The organism is Bradyrhizobium sp. McL0615 (assembly GCF_049993905.1).
Lineage (GTDB): Bacteria > Pseudomonadota > Alphaproteobacteria > Rhizobiales > Xanthobacteraceae > Bradyrhizobium.
In genome coordinates this window covers 4,491,731-4,508,757 of record NZ_CP188254.1, presented here as the reverse complement: position 1 = coordinate 4,508,757, position 17,027 = coordinate 4,491,731, and the positions used below count along the sequence as shown (strand labels likewise).

The following is a 17,027-nucleotide window of genomic DNA, read 5'->3' as shown; positions in this document are numbered from 1 at the left end:
AATCGCATCGACAATGTCGGCGCCTGCAAGCGCCGGTTGCAGGCCATCCCCCGGCCACGGGTGCTGACGACCCTGCTCGGCGACGCCTGCATCACCTCATGACCGCGCGATCGCGGCAACGGGGGCAATTTCGAGCCGATCAGGCCCGTGCCGCCGATGATAACGATCCTCGCTCCTCTGTCCCGAAAGCCGCCGCAACCCCCGCGCTGCATCACCAGGACGAGCTGCAAGGTGCCGTTGTGACACGGCCCACTGTAAACTCTGGATTAATTGGAACCACTTATACTGATGGCCCGCATGCCCGCACCAGTGCAAATGGCCAAAATCCCATGAAAATCGGTACCCTTCTCACCGCTGCCATCGTCTCGCTTTCCGCCGTCGGCGGCGGGCTCGCCGTCTACGTGGCGGCTTCGAAGTACCAGACCATGGAAAAGGTCTCGCTGGCGCAGAGCCGGCTGGAGGTGGTGCGCGCGGTCGGCGATATCCCGCGCTACATGAACTCCGAGCGCGGTTTTGCCACCAACATCCTTTACGGACCGCCGGCAGTGGACCCAGCAATCCGTAAGGAGCTCAACGAGAAGGTGCGCAAAAATACGGATGGCGCACGCGACAAGATGAACGTGGTACGCAAGAACCTGTCGGGCGGCCTCGACGACGCCACGGCAATAGGCGCCGGCATCGACGATCTGAACGCGAAGTTCAACGCGCTGCGCGATGCCATGGACAAGGCGATCGACGGCCCGGCCGAACCGCGCAAGGACGCCGCCAGGAAGCTCGTCGCCGACAATGCCGTGTTCAACGCCGCGGCCACCAAGCTGCTCGACGAGCAGGTGCGCCGCATGGCGCAACTCGACGGAGATGCCTACCGGCAGGCCGTCTACGCCAACATCGCCTGGAATTTGCGCGACGTCGGCGGTTACAACTCCAGCCTCCACAAGAACCTCGTTGGCGCCAATCGGGCAGCCACCGAAGCAGAAAAAATGGAGTATTCGCGCTCGCAGGGCCGAGCCGACCAGATTCAGATGTCGCTGCTGGAATTGCGCGGCAACCCGGCAACGCCTGCCAACGTGGCAGCTGCGCTGGACAAGATGAACGACATCTTCGTCACGCGTTTCGGCAAGGAGCTGAAGCTCGTCAAGGACGGCGCAGTTTCAGGCAAATACGAACATAACGTCGACTTCTTCTATGCCGAATCCCAGGTCGCCCTCGGCGCCGTCGTCGATGTTCGTAACGCCTTCTACGACAATGCCGAGCAGATCCTCGGCGCCAACTATTCCGCCGCGCGCTTCAGCTTCCTGATCGCGCTCGCGGTCCTCATTGCGGTTGCCACCGCCAGCGCCGGTCTGATCGTGATGGTGCGCCGCCGCGTCTGCAGTCCGATCGTAGACCTCACCGCCACGATGACGCGGCTCGCCAGTGGCGACGTATCCGGCGAAATCGCCGGCGCCGGACGCGGCGACGAGATCGGCGCGATGGCCGCCGCCGTGGGTGTCTTCAAGGACAGCATGATCGAGGCGGAGCGTCTCGCCGCCGAGAAGGCTGCCGAGAGCGACGGCAAGATGCGCCGCGCCCAGGTACTCGACGAACTCACCCGCGTGTTCGAGGCCAAGGTCACCGAACTGGTCGGCGGGCTGTCGTCGGCGTCGTCCATCATGGAAGACACCGCACAGTCGATGTCGTCGACCGCCACCCTCACCAACCGTCAGGCCGCCATCGTCGCCGCCGCCTCCGAACAGACTTCGGGCAACGTCCAGACGGTGGCGAGCGCCACCGAGGAACTGGCCTCCTCGATCTCGGAAATCGGCCGCCAGGTCGCGCAATCGACCGAAATCGCCGCCCGCGCGGTCGACAATGCGCGGCGCACCGGCGACACCGCCCGCTCGCTCGCCGACGGCGCACAGAAGATCGGCGACGTCGTGACGCTGATCCAGAGCATCGCCGCGCAGACCAACCTGCTGGCGCTGAATGCGACCATCGAAGCCGCGCGCGCCGGCGATGCCGGCCGCGGCTTTGCCGTCGTCGCCTCCGAAGTCAAATCGCTGGCCGGCCAGACCGCGAAGGCGACCACCGAAATCTCCGAGCAGATCGCCGCGATCCAGGCGGCGAGCGACCAGACCGTGACGGCGATTCAAAACGTCGCCAACGTGATCGCCGAAATCGACCAGATCGGCACCGCGATTGCGGCCGCGATCGAGGAACAGGGCTCGGCGACCAAGGAAATCTCACGCAGCGTGCAGGAAGCGGCCCGCGGCACCCAGGAGGTCAATTCCAACATCACGGGCGTCCAGAAGGCCGCCGACGACACCGGCGCCGCCGCCAATCAGGTGCTTGGCGCGGCCGAGCAATTGTCCTCGCAGTCCAAGGATCTCGCCGGACAGGTCAACCGCTTCCTGTCGGAGGTGCGCGCGGCTTAGGGCCCCGGGGCACCTGACGGCGGCTTTCTGCTGGCGGGGTCGGCGTGCCAGCAACGGGAACTTTCAGTCCCCGTGGAACTTGATGTTGCGTAGCGTGCCAGTATTCCCCAAACGACCGCCGTTTCCGCGGTTGCCCCCGGGCGGGTATCCGTGACAGTCGATATCGAACAATTGCAGCGCCGGATTGCGGCAGTCGAGGCGGACAATGCGCGGCTCAAGGCCCTCGTCGCCGCCGACAATAGCGATCTGAAGCGCGCTGAAACCGCGCTCGCCGACAGCGAGCAGCGCTACCGAACCCTGTTCGATTCGATCGACGAAGGGTTTTGCATCATCGAATTCTTCGACGGGCCCCACGGCCCCCTCAGCGACTACATCCACATCGAAGCCAACCCGGCCTATGCGCTGCACGCCGGCATTTCCAACGTGGTCGGGCAGAAGCTGCGCGAGATGGTGCCTGACGAGGCCGATGGCTGGGCCGAGCTTTATGGCGCGGTGTTGCGAACGGGCGTGCCGATCCGCTTCGAACGCGAACTCGTCGCCACTGGACGGCATCTCGAACTCGCGGCGTTCCGGATCGAACCCAAAAGCCGGCTCCAGGTCGCGGTGCTGTTTCAGGATATCACCCCACGCAAGCGGGCCGAGGAGGCCCTGCAGCGCATCAACGAAACGTTGGAAGCGCGCGTGGCCGAGGCGATTGCTGAGCGCAAACACGTCGAAGAAGCGCTACGCCAGTCGCAAAAGATGGAAGCCGTCGGCCAGCTCACCGGCGGCATCGCGCACGACTTCAACAACCTCCTGACCGGCATCATCGGTTCGCTGGACCTGCTGCAGGTCAGGCTGCGCCAGGGCCGCACCACCGAAATCGACCGCTATGTCGCTGCTGCACAAGGCGCGTCCAAGCGCGCCGCCGCCCTCACCCATCGCCTGCTCGCCTTCTCGCGGCGACAGACGCTGGACCCCAAGCAGACCGATGTGAACCGGCTGGTCATCGGCATGGAGGAGCTGATCCGGCGCACGGTCGGCCCGCAGATCACGGTCGAAGTCGTGACGGCGGGCGGATTGTGGTCGACGCTGATCGATTCATCCCAGCTCGAGAACGCACTGCTCAATCTGTGCATCAATGCGCGCGACGCCATGCCGGAGGGCGGCCGTATCACGATCGAGACCGCCAACAAATGGCTCGACGAGCACGCAGCCAAGGACCGCGACCTGCCTCCGGGCCAATATCTGTCGCTCTGCGTCACCGACAACGGCACCGGCATGTCGCCGGACGTGATCGCGCGCGCCTTCGATCCGTTCTTCACCACCAAGCCGATCGGCCAGGGCACCGGCCTCGGCCTGTCGATGGTCTATGGCTTCGTTCGGCAATCCGGCGGACAGGTGCGCATCTATTCGGAAGTCGGGCACGGCACCACGATGTGCCTCTATCTGCCGCGCCATTACGGCGACTCGGCAGAGACCGTCGCTGCGGCTGTGCCCGCAGTCTCTGGCCACGCTCGCTCAGGCAAGACGGTGCTGGTCGTCGACGACGAACCGAGCGTTCGCATGCTGGTGACAGAAGTTCTGGAAGAGCTTGGTTACATCCCGGTCGAGGCTTCGGACGGGCCGTCCGGGTTAACGATGCTGCAGTCGAACATGCGGGTCGATCTGCTTGTCACCGATGTCGGCCTGCCCGGCGGCATCAATGGCCGCCAGCTTGCCGACGCCGCGCGGACGACGCGTCCGGATCTCAAGGTCCTGTTCATCACCGGCTATGCCGAGAACGCCATCATCGGCAACGGGCATCTCGCACCGAACATGGGGGTGCTGACCAAGCCCTTCGTCATGGAAACGCTGGCTCGCCGCATCATCGAGATGACCGGCGATAAAACCTAAAGCGTTTTCGAGCGAAGTGGGTACCGGTTCGCGTCAAGAAAACGCGTCCAAACAAGAAGCTAACCGCGCAGCCCGAGCACGCGGCGCGCGATCGACTGGCGGTGGACCTCGCTCGGTCCCTCGTACATCCGCATCAGCCGCGCCTTCTGCCAGAGCGCGTTGAGCGGCAGCTCCAGCGTCATGCCGAGCGCGCCGAGCGTCTGCATGGCATGGTCGCAGGCCTCATAGGCCATCTCGGTGGCGAACACCTTGATCATCGAGGCTTCGTGGCGGACGTCTTCGCCGCGGTCGGACTTGTCGGCGGCATCGCGCACCATCAGCCGGCAGGCATGCATGCGCGTCGAGATATCGGCGATCCACCACTGGATCGCCTGGCGGTCGGCGAGCTTGACGCCGAACGTCTCGCGCTGCCTTGCGTGGTCGCACAGCATGTCGAGCGCACGCCGCGCGATGCCGATGCAGGTCGATCCCATCTCGAGCCGCCGGGTGCGCAGCCGCAGCTGCATCGGCGCATAACCCTTGCCGACCTCACCCAGCACGGAGTCCTTCGGGATACGGCAATCCTCGAACACGATCTCGTAAGTCGCGCCGCCGCCCAGCATCGGGATCTCACGCTCGATGATGAATCCGGGCGTACCCTTCTCGACGATGAAAGAGGTGATGCCGCCTTGCCGCGCGTCGTTGCCGACGCGGGCCATGACGATGATGAAATCGGCGGCGCGCGCATTGCTGATCCAGATCTTGCGGCCGTTAATCACCCACTGGTCGCCCTCCAGCACCGCGCGGGTCTTCATGGAAGCGGGATCGCCGCCGGCGCCCGGCTCGGAAATCGCGATCGCCGAACTCATCCGGCCCTCGATATAGGGCTGAAGGTATTTCGTCTTCTGCGCTGCCGTGCCGACCGCCTGCAGCATGCGCAGGTTCGGCGAGTCCGGCGGGAGCACGAACGGCACGCACGTCCGGCCGAGCTCCTCGTGGACCGCGGCCATGGTGCGCGTCGGCAGGTCGTGACCGCCGAGGTCCTCGGGCGCGTCGAGGCCCCACAATCCCAGATCCTTCGAGACCGTCCGCAGCCGCTGCTTCTGCTCGGCGGTCAGTTCCGGATGATCGGAGCCCGGCAGCTTGGATTTCAGGTAATGCGGCTCGAGCGGAATCAGCTCGCGGTCGACGAATTTCGCGACCGTCTCGCGGATCATCGCGGTCTCTTCATCGCTGCTCATCGGCAAACCCTCTCAGTCCGCAAACCCGACATAACGCACGAAATCGCCATTCGGCTCGCGATCGGAGCGAACTGTATTGGCCGGAAAGCTGTCGTCGGGGTAGCCCATGGCGACGCAGGTCATGATGACCTCGTCCTCGGGGATATTGGCAACCTCGCGCACGATGTCCGAGCGCATGAAGTCCACGGTCCCAGGCGGCAAGCACGATGCCGTAGCAGAGCGCGCCGAGATCGAAATGACACACCGCGCCGGGATCGAGCACCTTGTCATAGGTCAGCACCAGCGAGACCGGCGCATCGAACTGCCGGAAGCCGCGCAGCACCCAGTCCTGCCGCATCGGCTTGTCGTCGCGGGCAATCCCCATCACCGCAAACAGTTTTTTGGCGATATCGACCTGCCGCCCGCGGTGCACGCCCTGATATTCGCCGTGGCTGACGATGTCGCGCTTCGCCTTGGCGCCCGCCACCATCTCCTCCATGTTGCGGCGGCGCAATTCTTCGAGCGGCTCGCCGGTCAGGACATGGATATGCCAGGGCTGGGTGTTCATCGACGACGGCGCGCGTTTGGCGACATCGATGATCTCCTCGATGACGGCGCGGGCGACCGGCTCCCTGGTGAAGCCGCGCACGCTCTTGCGGGTCTGAACCAGCGTCTCGAAATCCATCCGTTGCATTCCGTCCGTCCGTTGCATTCCCATAATCAGTCCCTTTTGAAACGATAATCGAAACGGTCGCCGTCTGCGGTAATCAGGCCGACGGTGGGCGTCGGAAAATGAACCGGCAGGATCAGCGTGTCGGTGCCGGCGACGGAAGCAAAGAACTTGCGCCGCGAGATCGCCGACTGCTTCGGATCCCAGTCGGGCTTTGCGGACCATTCCGGCTCGCGGCACTGGATCACGTGATGCATGAGGTCGCCGGCCACCACCGCGCGCTTGCCCTTTGAGAAGATGTTGACGCAGCAGTGACAGGGCGAATGCCCCGGCGTCGGTGTCAGTGTAACGGTATCGTCGAGCGCGTAATCGTCGTCAACCAGGACCGCCTGCCCGGCTTCCATGATGGGCAGGCAATTGTCGCGAAAGACCGTCCCCGGCGGGTTGGCGCCCTTGGCGTTCTCCGCCTCCCACGCCGCATATTCCTGCTTGTGAAATATGTACTTGGCGTTTGGAAACGTCGGCACCCAGCGCCCGTCGCGCAGGGTGGTATTCCAGCCGGTATGATCGATGTGCAGATGGGTGCAGAACACGTAATCGACCTGCTCATAGGCGATACCGAGCGCGAACAGCTCGTTGCGCCAGCGCTCCTTGCCGGGAAAATCGAACGGCGGCGGATGGCCCTTGTCCTCGCCGGTGCAGGTATCGACTAGGATGGTGTAGCGCGGCGTGCGCACCACAAAAGTCTGATAGGTGATGTTCATCAGGCCCAGCGCCGTGTCGAACACCTCCGGCTCCATGCCGGCCAGATGATCCTTGAACACCGCCTCATCATAAGCCGGGAAGAAATCCTGCGGCCGCCGCCACGGCCCCTCCCGCTCGATGACGGCGTCGATGGTGACGTCCCCGATCCTGAGCTGCTTCACGGCTGTTACGCTCCCCGATTTTTGAAAAGCGTAGCTGCGAGCCTCAATCTCCACAAGGCGAGTACGGCATGCTTTGCCATGCGTCCTTGCATTGCCCGCCCGAAATGTTGCTATGCTGCGCAGATGGCTAGCCGACCGATAAAGCTTGTCGTCCCCCTGATGCTTGCAATGCTGCCGACGCCGGCGGCCTTCGTGGCGCCGGACACGGTGTTCTTTCCGAGCGCCGATGGCTCGACCGAAATCGTCGCCTATCTCTTCAAGCCGCAAACGCCGGGCCCTCACTCCGCCATCGTCATGCTGCACGGCCGCGGCGGGCCCTACTCAGCCAACGTCAACCAGGATTGCACGCTGGTGTCGCGTGCCAGCCCTTCGGCGTGCGATGCGAGCGGCCTGTCGAAACGGCACATGATGTGGGGCCAGTATTGGGCGGAGCGCGGCTACATTGCGCTGCTTCCGGACAGTTTTGGACCGCGCGGCAAGGCGCACGGCTTCGAGCGCTTCACCCATGACGATCCGGATCGCGACGACGTCAATGAAAAGAACGTGCGGCCGCTCGATGCCGAAGGCGCGCTGAGCTGGCTGCGCAGCCGGCGCGACGTCGTTACAAATCGTATTTTCCTGCAGGGTTGGTCAAATGGCGGCAGCACCGCGCTGAATGTGATGCAGCGGCAGGGCGCGAAGGCTTCGGGCTATCGCGCCGCGTTGGCGTTCTATCCCGGCTGCGGGCCGAAGGCTCTGCTTGCACCTGATCTCGCCACGACTGCGCCGGTCGCCTTGTTGCTTGGTTCAGACGACGAAGAGGTCTCGCCTGCGAGATGCCAGGAGATGGCCCGGCGATCCATCGCCGCGGGCAGCAAGATCGATGTCGTCCTTTATCCCGGTGCGACACATGGTTTTGACGACCCCGGACAAAGCCGCCAATCCGTTCCAGGCAATCGCGCTGCGCTCGAGGATGCACTGAAGCGCGCGATCGCATTTGTGGAGAGAATAAGGGATTAGCAGCGCGAAAGAACGTCGCCGCCATCGTTTCGGCCTTCCCTTGTTCTCCGCCGCAAATCGAACAGAAATGCTGCCTAGCGAATGCACCTCGTACGCGGGGGCAGGCCTTGAACACGAAACTCAAATATGCCGCGGCGGCAATTGCCGTGCTCGCGGCCGCGATCTACCTCAACAACACCAATCTCCTTGCCAGGCATCACGACGGCCAACCTGTCCTTCTCGCCCATCGCGGCATGGCGCAGCGCTTCGACGAACGCGACGTGAAGAATGACACCTGCACGGCGGCGCGGATGTTGCCACCGACGCACGAGTATCTGGAGAATACAATCGACTCGATGCGAGCCGGTTTTGCGGCCGGCGCCGACGTCGTGGAGCTCGACGTTCACCCCACCACCGACGGCGAGTTCGCGGTGTTTCACGACTGGACGCTGGATTGCCGCACCGACGGCCACGGCGTCACACGCGAACACTCCATGGCCTATTTGAAGAAGCTCGACATCGGCCACGGCTACACCGCCGATGGCGGCAAGACATTTCCGTTTCGCGGCAAGGGTATCGGCCTGATGCCGACGCTCACCGAGGTACTCGAAGCTTTTCCACAGCAGCGGCTCCTGATCAACGTCAAGAGCCGCGACTCGGCCGAGGGCGAGAAGCTTGCGGCCGTGCTGAACAAGCTTCCCGCCGAACGCCGGGCGCAGATCATGGTCTATGGCGGCGACGAGCCGGTCGAGATCGTGCGCCAACGCGCGAGCGATATCAGGACGATCTCGCGCGCCAGCATCAAGAGCTGCCTGCTCGGCTACATCGGCTATGGCTGGAGCGCCGTGGTGCCGAAGGCGTGCCGCAACGCGATGGTGATGCTGCCGATCAACGCTGCTCCATTTATGTGGGGCTGGCCGGACCGCTTTCTCAACCGCATGAAGGTGGCCAACAGCGAGGTCTTCGTGCTCGGTCCCTATCGCGGCGGCGAGTTCTCCAGCGGAATAGACACGCCTGAGCAGCTTGCGCGGCTTCCGCAAAACTATTCCGGCGGCATCTGGACCAACGAGATCGAGGCGATAGCGCCGCTCGCACGCAAATAGTGTTCGTAGCCCGGATGGAGCGAAGCGAAATCCGGGGCTCTCTCCGTTAGGCCGAAATGTTCCCGGATTACGCTTCGCTCCATCCGGGCTACGGCTCAATACGTGCTAGCTCCGCAACCCCGGCGCTTCCTGCCCCGTGCGCGTGACATATTCGGTGTAGCCGCCACCAAATTGATGGATGCCTTCAGGCGTCAGCTCGAGCACGCGGTTGGAAAGCGCCGCCAGAAAATGCCGGTCATGGGAGACAAACAGCATCGTGCCCTCGAACTCAGAGAGCGCATTGATCAGCATCTCCTTGGTCGCGAGGTCCAGATGGTTGGTCGGCTCGTCCAGTACCAGAAAGTTCGGCGGATCGAACAGCATCTGCGCCATCACCAGCCGCGCTTTCTCGCCACCCGAGAGCACCCGGCATTTCTTCTCGACGTCGTCGCCGGAGAAGCCGAAGCAGCCGGCGAGCGCGCGCAAGCTACCCTGGCCCGCCTGCGGAAATGAATCCTCCAGCCATTGGAACACCGTGCGCTCGCCATCCAGCAGGTCCATGGCGTGCTGGGCGAAATAGCCCATCTTGACGCTGCCGCCGATCGCCACCGTGCCGTCGTCGGGCTCGGCCGAGCCCGCCACCAGCTTCAACAGCGTCGACTTGCCGGCACCGTTAATGCCCATCACGCACCACCGCTCCTTGCGGCGGATCATGAAATCGAGGCCCTGATAGATGGTGCGGCTGCCATAGCCTTTGTGGACGTTCTTCAGGCTGACGACATCCTCGCCCGAGCGCGGTGCCGGCAGGAATTCGAATGCCACCGTCTGGCGCCGCTTCGGCGGTTCGACGCGCTCGATCTTGTCGAGCTTCTTGACCCGGCTCTGCACCTGGGCGGCATGCGAGGCGCGCGCCTTGAAGCGTTCGATGAACTTGATTTCCTTGGCCAGCATCGCCTGCTGGCGCTCGAACTGCGCCTGCTGCTGCTTTTCGTTCAGCGCGCGCTGCTGTTCGTAGAATTCGTAGTCGCCGGAATAGGTCGTCAGCGTACCGCCGTCGATCTCGACCACCTTGTTGATGATGCGGTTGATGAACTCGCGATCGTGCGAGGTCATCAAGAGCGCGCCCTCGTATCCCTTCAGAAACTGCTCTAGCCAGATCAGGCTCTCCAGGTCGAGATGGTTGCTCGGCTCGTCCAGCAGCATCACGTCGGGACGCATCAAGAGAATGCGCGCCAGCGCCACCCGCATCTTCCAGCCGCCCGACAGCGCGCCGACGTCGCCTTCCATCATTTCCTGGCTGAAGCCCAAGCCCGACAGCGCCTCGCGGGCGCGGCCATCGAGGGCATAGCCGTCGAGTTCTTCAAAACGGTGCTGCACCTCGCCATAACGTACGATGATCTCGTCCATGTCATCGGCGCGATCGGGATCGGCCATCGCGGCCTCGAGTTCCCGGAGTTCGCTCGCCACGACGCTGACGGGCCCGGCGCCGTCCATCACCTCAGCCACGGCGCTGCGGCCCGACATCTCGCCGACGTCCTGGCTGAAATAGCCGATGGTAATGCCCCGATCGAGCGAGACCTGGCCCTCATCCGGCGGCTCCTGGCCCGAAATCATCCGGAAAAGCGTGGTCTTGCCAGCCCCGTTCGGGCCGACGAGGCCGATCTTCTCGCCCTTCTGGAGGGCCGCGGAGGCTTCGATGAAGAGGATCTGGTGGCCGACTTGCTTGCTGACGTTATCGAGGCGGATCATTGGGGCCTGAAAAAGAGGAAATCGCTGCGGCCCGCTGCTTAGGACATCCAGCGCGCTTGTGGAAGCGGTTCCGAACCCCTCTCCCGGAGCAGATTCCCGCCACCTTTAGGATTATATACCTAGGTGTCGGCCACTGCTCCCTCACTGCCGGGCGCGCGGCGTTACAGGTGGATCACGCCGCGGCGCGCAGCGTGTGCCACGGCGTCGGTGCGGCCGGTGGCGTCGAGCTTTTCGAGCAGCGATCCGACGTGGAATTTGGCTGTGTGAACGGATATTCCAAGCTGTCTCGCAATCGCCTTGTTCGATGCGCCTTCGGCCATCAGGACCAGAACGTCGCGTTCGCGCGGCGTAAGCTCGATGTCGGCGGGTTCGAGCAGCGATTGCGCGTCACGAGACACGAGCGAGACCGTGGCGGCCTCCCCCGGTGCCGCCAGTCGGATGCCGGTAACGCCGCCGAGCAGCGATGCAAGCCGGTCCGCCAGCGCCGGATCGGAAATCTCGATGGCGACGACAACGACCGGTGCAGCCTCCTCACTCACGCGTCCGCCCTTTCGCCGATCGTGAGCTTGATCCGCACCGGTTCGCCGCCACGCCGTATAGTGACGTCAACGACCGAGCCGACGCTGTCGGGCCCGAGCGCTCTTAACAACGAACGCACGCCGGAGAGTTTTTCGTCGTTCCAGCCGACGACAATATCGCCTTGCCGGATACCGGCGGCGGCCGATGGACCCGATCTAGCGACACTCATCACCATCGCGCCGATCCCGTCGTCGAACTTGACGGGCTGCAGCCCAACCCCGAGATAGCCCCGCGCGATCCGGCCATGGGTTTCAAGTCTTCCGGCGACCCGGCCGATCGTCGCGCTCGGAATGACAAGAACGCGTCGCACCCCCTGGACAACCATGCCAATCGCTTCGCCGGAGGCCGTGAGGGCAAGGCCCCCCTCGTGGCTGGATCGCAGCCGCACGCCGAGCTCTATCCGGGCGTCGATCTCGCCGCCGCGCAGGCTGCGCCAGCGGCCGCCCACCAGCGATACGGTACCCAGCGCCGCGGCGGCAACGCCGTGCTCGGCGGCGACCACGACCGACAGCGAGCCGAGATCCGGAACGACGGATGCAAGCGCGACCGGTGCAATATTCTGGGCATCAAATCGCAACAGCGCGATGTCGGTCGTGTGGTCGCGTCCCGCGATGCTGGCCGGCCGTGTGGTTCCGTCGGCAAGTTTGATCGAGACTTCGCCCTCGTCGGCCAGCGCCTCGTCGGCCGTCACGATCAAACCGGGTTTCCAGATGAAGCCCGATGCCCGCAAGCGGTGCGAATGCACCGAGACGATCGCGGGCTTTGTTCGGGCGACGAGTTCGGCAAGGGCGGAGGAGAACGAGGAAAGGATGGCTGCGCTCGGGTCGGTCATGACGAGAACTCCTGGATGGTTTGATCCAATCTGGGGGTTCCGATCGCGTTCGGGAACTAGCCTGATGGGGAGGCGCGGATGATTTTGACGACGCGTGCATCACCACGGAACCAACATTACCGAGGTCTACCGACTTCTCAGCTATCGCGTGTTGTTGCGACGATGAGCAACTTTCCGCGTAGATTTTTGAAAGTCTTCTAAGAGTTACTCTAAGAACCTTTCCATTAGAGGAATCGTTGTCCCTCGCGTTATGCGTCCCGCTGGGGTCGCGCTGCCAAGTTTCCTGAAAGCGCGACACGTGCTCGCAGGTTGGGGTGACGCTTTGAAGTCTCGTGATGTGTTGAACGTCGCCGCGTCGGCGACCGCGTCCGTATTGATGTTGTGGCCACAGGCGATGTTCGCGCAGTCAGGTTCCGGATCCGCGTCGCAATCGCTTCCGTCCGTCGTCGTCACCTCACCCGAGAAGCGCACTGCGTCAACCACGACACAGCGCAGCCGGCGCCCGGCAGCGCAAAGCACAGCCGCCTCGCGAAGGCCCCAACCGAAACGCGAGGCGGCGGCGCCGGTCGTCGAAAACCCGCGCGGCGCGGTCCAGGGCTACGTCGCCGGCCGTTCGATGGCGGGCACCAAGACCAACACGCCGATCATGCAGACGCCGCAGTCGCTTTCGGTGATCGGCAGCGAACAGATTCGCGACCAGAAACCAGGCAAGTTCGATGAGATCCTGCGCTACACGCCCGGCGTTGTCGCCGGAACATTCGGCGCCGATACCCGTAACGACTGGTTCCTGATCCGCGGCTTCAAATCGGACGATGTCGGCCTGTTCCTCGACGGCCTGCAGCTGTTCTACACGTCTTATGCGAGCTGGAAGCTGCAGCCGTTCAACCTCGCTCGCGTCGAGGTACTCCGCGGTCCCTCAGCCGTTTTGTATGGCGGCTCCAGTCCAAGCGGCATCGTCAATGCCGTGAGCAAGATGCCGCCGGCAGAGCCGATCCGTTATATCGAAACCGGCGTCAACAATTTCGGCAATGCATATCTGTCGTTCGATGTCGGCGGCCCGGTCGCGACCGCGAACGAAAGCGGCAAGCTGTTCTACCGTGTGGTCGGCCAGGTCCAGAACGGTGGCACCCAGGTCGATTTCACCCCCGACAACAACTATTTCATCGCACCGTCCGTCACCTACAAGCCGGACGCGGACACCACGTTCACCGTGCTGGCGTCAGCCTCGAAAACTGACACCCGCGGCATCAACTTCCTGCCGTATGTGGGAACGGTCGTTAACGCGCCGTTCGGCCGCATTCCAACAAAACTATTCGTCGGAGATCCCAGCGTCGACAAGTTCACGCGCGAGCAGGAAATGCTCGGCTATCAGTTCGAGAAGAATCTCACCGACAGCCTCACCTTCCGTCAGAACGCCCGCTATGCCCATGTCGATCTCACCTATCGGGGCCTCATCGGCAACAACTATACCAACCCCGCCGCGGGCGACATCGGCCGCTATAATTGGTACGCGAAGAACACCGCCAACCAGGGCAATCTAGACAATCAGCTGGAGTATCGCGTCGATACCGGCCCGGTGCAGCACACCATGCTGTTCGGCCTTGATCTGAAGAACTACCGGATCGACGATTATCAGATCTTCGCGTTCGGTGGCGTGCCGTCGATCAACGCGCTCAATCCGGTTTACGGCACCGGCGACATACCCTTCACCGGCTCTGCGCCGTTCCGCAACTTCCTCCTCACCCAGAACCAGCTCGGCGTCTATCTGCAGGACCAGATCAAGTTCGGCGGCTTCACGCTTGTATTGAGCGGCCGCAATGACTGGGTCTCGACCAGCCAGGGCGATCGTCCGACCGGCGCCACGTTGTACAATCGCGACGACAGCAAGTTCAGCGGACGCGCCGGCCTGATCTACAATTTCGCCAACGGCCTCGCGCCCTATGTCGCCTACGCGACCAGCTACAACCCGATCATCGGCCTCAACGCCTCGAACCAGTTGTTCCTGCCCGAAACCGGCGAGCAGGCCGAGATCGGCTTGAAGTACCAGCCGGCCGGCTTCAACGGCCATTTCAGCATCGCCGTGTTCGACCTGAAGCGGCAAAACGTGCCGACGACAGTCCCGGGCATCGTGTCCCTCCAGAACCAGACCGGCGAGGTGACTTCGCGCGGTCTGGAACTCGAGGCCGTGGCCAATCCCCTGCCGGGGCTGAAGACGGTCGCCGCGTTCACCACCTACGATCTCTTCACCAGCAAGGACGCCAACCCGGCGCTGATCGGCCTGACGCCAACCAACACGCCACAGCAGACAGGATCGCTCTGGGCTGACTACACGTTCCAGGAAGGGCCGTTGCGCGGCTTTGGCTTTGGCGGCGGTGTGCGCTATGTCGGAAAATCTTTCGCCGATATCGCGAACACGCTGGTGGTTCCCTCTGTCGTGCTTGGCGACGCGACGATCCATTACGAATGGCAAAACTGGCGTGCGGCGTTGAACGTCATCAACATCGCCGACACGATCTATGTCGCAAGCTGTGCGTCGGATACGTCATGCTTCTACGGCGATCGTCGTCGCGTCACCGCGAGCCTCGCCTACAAATGGTAGCGCCGACGCGAGGGAGGCCGCACTGAAAGCCAGAACCGTTCGCATCTGGTCGGTGGTTCACACCTGGAGCAGCCTGATATCGACGCTGTTCCTGCTGCTGTTGTGCGTCACCGGCCTGCCGCTGATCTTCCATCATGAGATCGACGAGCTGCTCGGCTACGACCCGAAGCCTGAGACCGCGCAGCCGGGCGCGGTGAAGCGGAGCATCGACGAAATCGCCCGCACCGCGCTTGCGAACGATCCCGGCCGCATCCTGCAGTACATCCTGTGGGACAAGGACGAACCGAACACGGTGATCGCTTTCACCAACAGCAAGGTGGATGGCGATCCGGACGCGGCAACGCTCAGGGCGTACGATGCCAACACCGCCAAGCCGCTCGGCTCGGTCGGCGGCGGCCCGATGCTGATATTCCTGAAACTCCATGTCGACATGTTCGCGGGCCAACCCGGCAAGCTGTTCCTCGGCGCGATGGGATTTTTGTTCCTGATCGCCATCGTCTCCGGCGTGGTGCTGTACTGGCCGTTCACGCGCCGCCTGAGCTTTGGCACGCTGAGGGACAAGTCGCGCCGTATTGCCTGGTTTGACTGGCACAATTTCTTGGGCGCCATCACCATCGCATGGGCGCTGGTGGTCGGCGCCACCGGCGTCATCAACACACTCGCCGAGGTGATGCTGAGCCAGTGGAAAGCCAACGAACTCGCTGACATGGTCAAGCCCTATGCCGGCAAGCCGCCGCCGGTGCACCTGGCCTCGCTCGACGCAACGCTCGAGAACGCGCGAAAGATCGCACCCAACATGAATGTCTCGTTCGTCGCCTTTCCAGGCACGCCGTTCACGAGCTCGCATCATTTCGCGGTCTTCATGCGGGGCCACACGCCGCTGACGTCGCGGCTGCTCAAGCCGGTGCTGCTGGACGGCGAAACCGGCGAAGTGTCCGATGCGCGCGACCTTCCTGTCTATCTCAAGGCGCTCTTGGTCTCGCAGCCGCTGCATTTCGGCGACTATGGCGGCATGCCGCTGAAGATCATCTGGGCGCTGCTCGATATCATGACCATCGTCGTCATCGGCAGCGGGTTCTATCTGTGGATCGTCAAACACCGCAAGCACCGCAGCCACGCCATCGCAGGGCGGCCCTTATTGCAGCCATCCGAATGACTGCCGTGCGTAAATCGAGATCCAGCGGCAATTGGCGCACCGTGTATGGCGGCCCCCTCCTGTTCGGTGTGCTGTCGGTCGCGGGACTATTGACGGCGCTGCTCTCCGAAGGCGCGGGCCGCTATTTTTCCTGGCTCGCCCTCGGCGCGCCCGTCGCCATCACCGCGTGGTGTTTCACGCGGCGCAAGCGCGGCTAGAGCGTTTTCTTCACGCGAACCGGTATCCACTTCGCTTGAAAACGCTATGGCTTAGGCCGGCCGCATCAGCTTCAGCGTGGCGGCCAGCCGCAGGCTGCGCTTGCCCGCCAGCGCAACGGCTTCGAGTTCAGCGCCGGCCCCGTCGCAGGTGCCGGTGAAGCCGATGCCGACCTCATGGCCGCCGAACACGGGGTTTTCGCCCTTCGCCGGCGTGTGCTCCTGGTTGAGGATCTCGCCTTTCCAGCGGCCATCGGCCGAGGCGTAGGCGCCAAGGTAATAGAAGAAAGCGTCGCCGCCGAGGATGCGGCCGTCCAGCAGCAGCATGACACCCGACAAGCCGGCCTTGACGCCGTCAAGCGCGCGAAGCTGGATGGAATAGAGCCCGTTGATAATGCCGCCCTGCCCGACGGTGCCGACCGGCGGCAATCCCTCGTCGTCGAGCCGCGTCAGCTCGGCCCAGAACAGGGCTCCGGGCCGCGGCGCGGCGTTGCCTTCAAAACGGATCCTGTTGCCTTGCAGCCTGCCCCGCACGCTGATGGCGGCGATGTCGGTGTCCATCAGCGGCATGTAATAGGGATCGTCATTGTGGCGCTGGGTGATGACCTCGCCGAGAATTTCCCCGTCGCTCTCCTGATAGCTGCCGAGATGGGCAAAGGCGGAATTGCCGCCCAGCAGCTTGCCATCGTGCATGCACATGATGCTGCGGCCGAACGCGTCGTTCACGCCATACTCGACCTTGTAGAGCCCGTTCAGCAACGAAGGTGTCCCGCG

Annotated in this window: 13 protein-coding genes and 1 pseudogene; 7 read left to right on the top strand and 7 right to left on the bottom strand. The window is 63.5% G+C overall.

Going from position 1 to position 17,027, the window contains the following annotated elements; genetic code table 11:
* The first annotated feature begins 329 nt into the window (after nucleotides 1-329).
* A complete protein-coding gene (locus ACPPVP_RS21275) occupies nucleotides 330-2,414 on the top strand; it encodes a methyl-accepting chemotaxis protein (RefSeq protein WP_426524075.1) in 2,085 nt (694 codons plus the stop codon).
* Nucleotides 2,415-2,585: 171 nt separating this feature from the next.
* On the top strand, nucleotides 2,586-4,289 hold the full coding sequence (locus ACPPVP_RS21270) for an ATP-binding protein (RefSeq protein WP_426537983.1): 1,704 nt from the start codon (nucleotides 2,586-2,588) through the stop codon (nucleotides 4,287-4,289).
* Between the two features lie 59 nt (nucleotides 4,290-4,348).
* Here the strand turns inward: ACPPVP_RS21270 and ACPPVP_RS21265 are convergent, their stop codons facing one another.
* The 3 genes and pseudogenes from ACPPVP_RS21265 to ACPPVP_RS21255 all read right to left on the bottom strand — a co-directional run bounded on the left by ACPPVP_RS21265 (nucleotide 4,349) and on the right by ACPPVP_RS21255 (nucleotide 7,084).
* Nucleotides 4,349-5,509: an acyl-CoA dehydrogenase family protein gene (locus tag ACPPVP_RS21265; protein ID WP_426524073.1), complete on the bottom strand. Its 1,161-nt coding sequence runs from the start codon at nucleotides 5,507-5,509 to the stop codon at nucleotides 4,349-4,351.
* A gap of 12 nt (nucleotides 5,510-5,521) precedes the next feature.
* Nucleotides 5,522-6,173: pseudogene (locus tag ACPPVP_RS21260) on the bottom strand (nitroreductase).
* 35 nt (nucleotides 6,174-6,208) lie between these two features.
* A complete protein-coding gene (locus tag ACPPVP_RS21255) occupies nucleotides 6,209-7,084 on the bottom strand; it encodes an MBL fold metallo-hydrolase (RefSeq protein ID WP_426524071.1) in 876 nt (291 codons plus the stop codon).
* 168 nt (nucleotides 7,085-7,252) lie between these two features.
* On the opposite strand from ACPPVP_RS21255, the gene ACPPVP_RS21250 reads away from it, so the two are divergent.
* Nucleotides 7,253-8,083, top strand: coding sequence for a dienelactone hydrolase family protein (locus tag ACPPVP_RS21250; RefSeq protein WP_426524069.1), 831 nt, complete (start codon nucleotides 7,253-7,255; stop codon nucleotides 8,081-8,083).
* A gap of 107 nt (nucleotides 8,084-8,190) precedes the next feature.
* Nucleotides 8,191-9,165: a glycerophosphodiester phosphodiesterase family protein gene (locus ACPPVP_RS21245; protein WP_426524067.1), complete on the top strand. Its 975-nt coding sequence runs from the start codon at nucleotides 8,191-8,193 to the stop codon at nucleotides 9,163-9,165.
* Nucleotides 9,166-9,270: 105 nt separating this feature from the next.
* Here the strand turns inward: ACPPVP_RS21245 and ACPPVP_RS21240 are convergent, their stop codons facing one another.
* The 3 genes from ACPPVP_RS21240 to ACPPVP_RS21230 all read right to left on the bottom strand — a co-directional run bounded on the left by ACPPVP_RS21240 (nucleotide 9,271) and on the right by ACPPVP_RS21230 (nucleotide 12,304).
* Nucleotides 9,271-10,893, bottom strand: coding sequence for an ABC-F family ATP-binding cassette domain-containing protein (locus ACPPVP_RS21240; RefSeq protein ID WP_426524065.1), 1,623 nt, complete (start codon nucleotides 10,891-10,893; stop codon nucleotides 9,271-9,273).
* 161 nt (nucleotides 10,894-11,054) lie between these two features.
* Nucleotides 11,055-11,432, bottom strand: a complete 378-nt coding sequence (locus tag ACPPVP_RS21235) for a response regulator transcription factor (protein ID WP_426524063.1) — start codon at nucleotides 11,430-11,432, stop codon at nucleotides 11,055-11,057.
* Entirely contained in the window at nucleotides 11,429-12,304 is an 876-nt protein-coding gene (locus ACPPVP_RS21230; RefSeq protein WP_426524061.1) for a S1C family serine protease, read from the bottom strand. Before ACPPVP_RS21230 ends, ACPPVP_RS21235 begins: the two co-directional genes overlap by 4 nt.
* Nucleotides 12,305-12,680: 376 nt before the next feature.
* Here ACPPVP_RS21230 and ACPPVP_RS21225 point away from each other — a divergent pair, with 376 nt between their 5' ends.
* Genes ACPPVP_RS21225 through ACPPVP_RS21215 form a run of 3 tightly spaced genes read left to right on the top strand, consistent with a single transcriptional unit; the run spans nucleotide 12,681 to nucleotide 16,256 of the window.
* Nucleotides 12,681-14,903, top strand: a complete 2,223-nt coding sequence (locus ACPPVP_RS21225) for a TonB-dependent siderophore receptor (RefSeq protein ID WP_426537981.1) — start codon at nucleotides 12,681-12,683, stop codon at nucleotides 14,901-14,903.
* 52 nt (nucleotides 14,904-14,955) lie between these two features.
* The gene (locus ACPPVP_RS21220) at nucleotides 14,956-16,059 is read left to right on the top strand and encodes a PepSY-associated TM helix domain-containing protein (RefSeq protein ID WP_426524059.1); all 1,104 of its coding nucleotides are present in this window, start codon (nucleotides 14,956-14,958) and stop codon (nucleotides 16,057-16,059) included.
* A 5-nt stretch (nucleotides 16,060-16,064) separates the two neighbouring features.
* Nucleotides 16,065-16,256, top strand: a complete 192-nt coding sequence (locus ACPPVP_RS21215; protein WP_426524057.1) for a hypothetical protein — start codon at nucleotides 16,065-16,067, stop codon at nucleotides 16,254-16,256.
* 51 nt (nucleotides 16,257-16,307) lie between these two features.
* On the opposite strand, the gene ACPPVP_RS21210 is transcribed toward ACPPVP_RS21215, so the two are convergent.
* On the bottom strand, nucleotides 16,308-17,012 hold the full coding sequence (locus tag ACPPVP_RS21210; protein WP_426524055.1) for a GrlR family regulatory protein: 705 nt from the start codon (nucleotides 17,010-17,012) through the stop codon (nucleotides 16,308-16,310).
* Nucleotides 17,013-17,027: the final 15 nt, after the last annotated feature.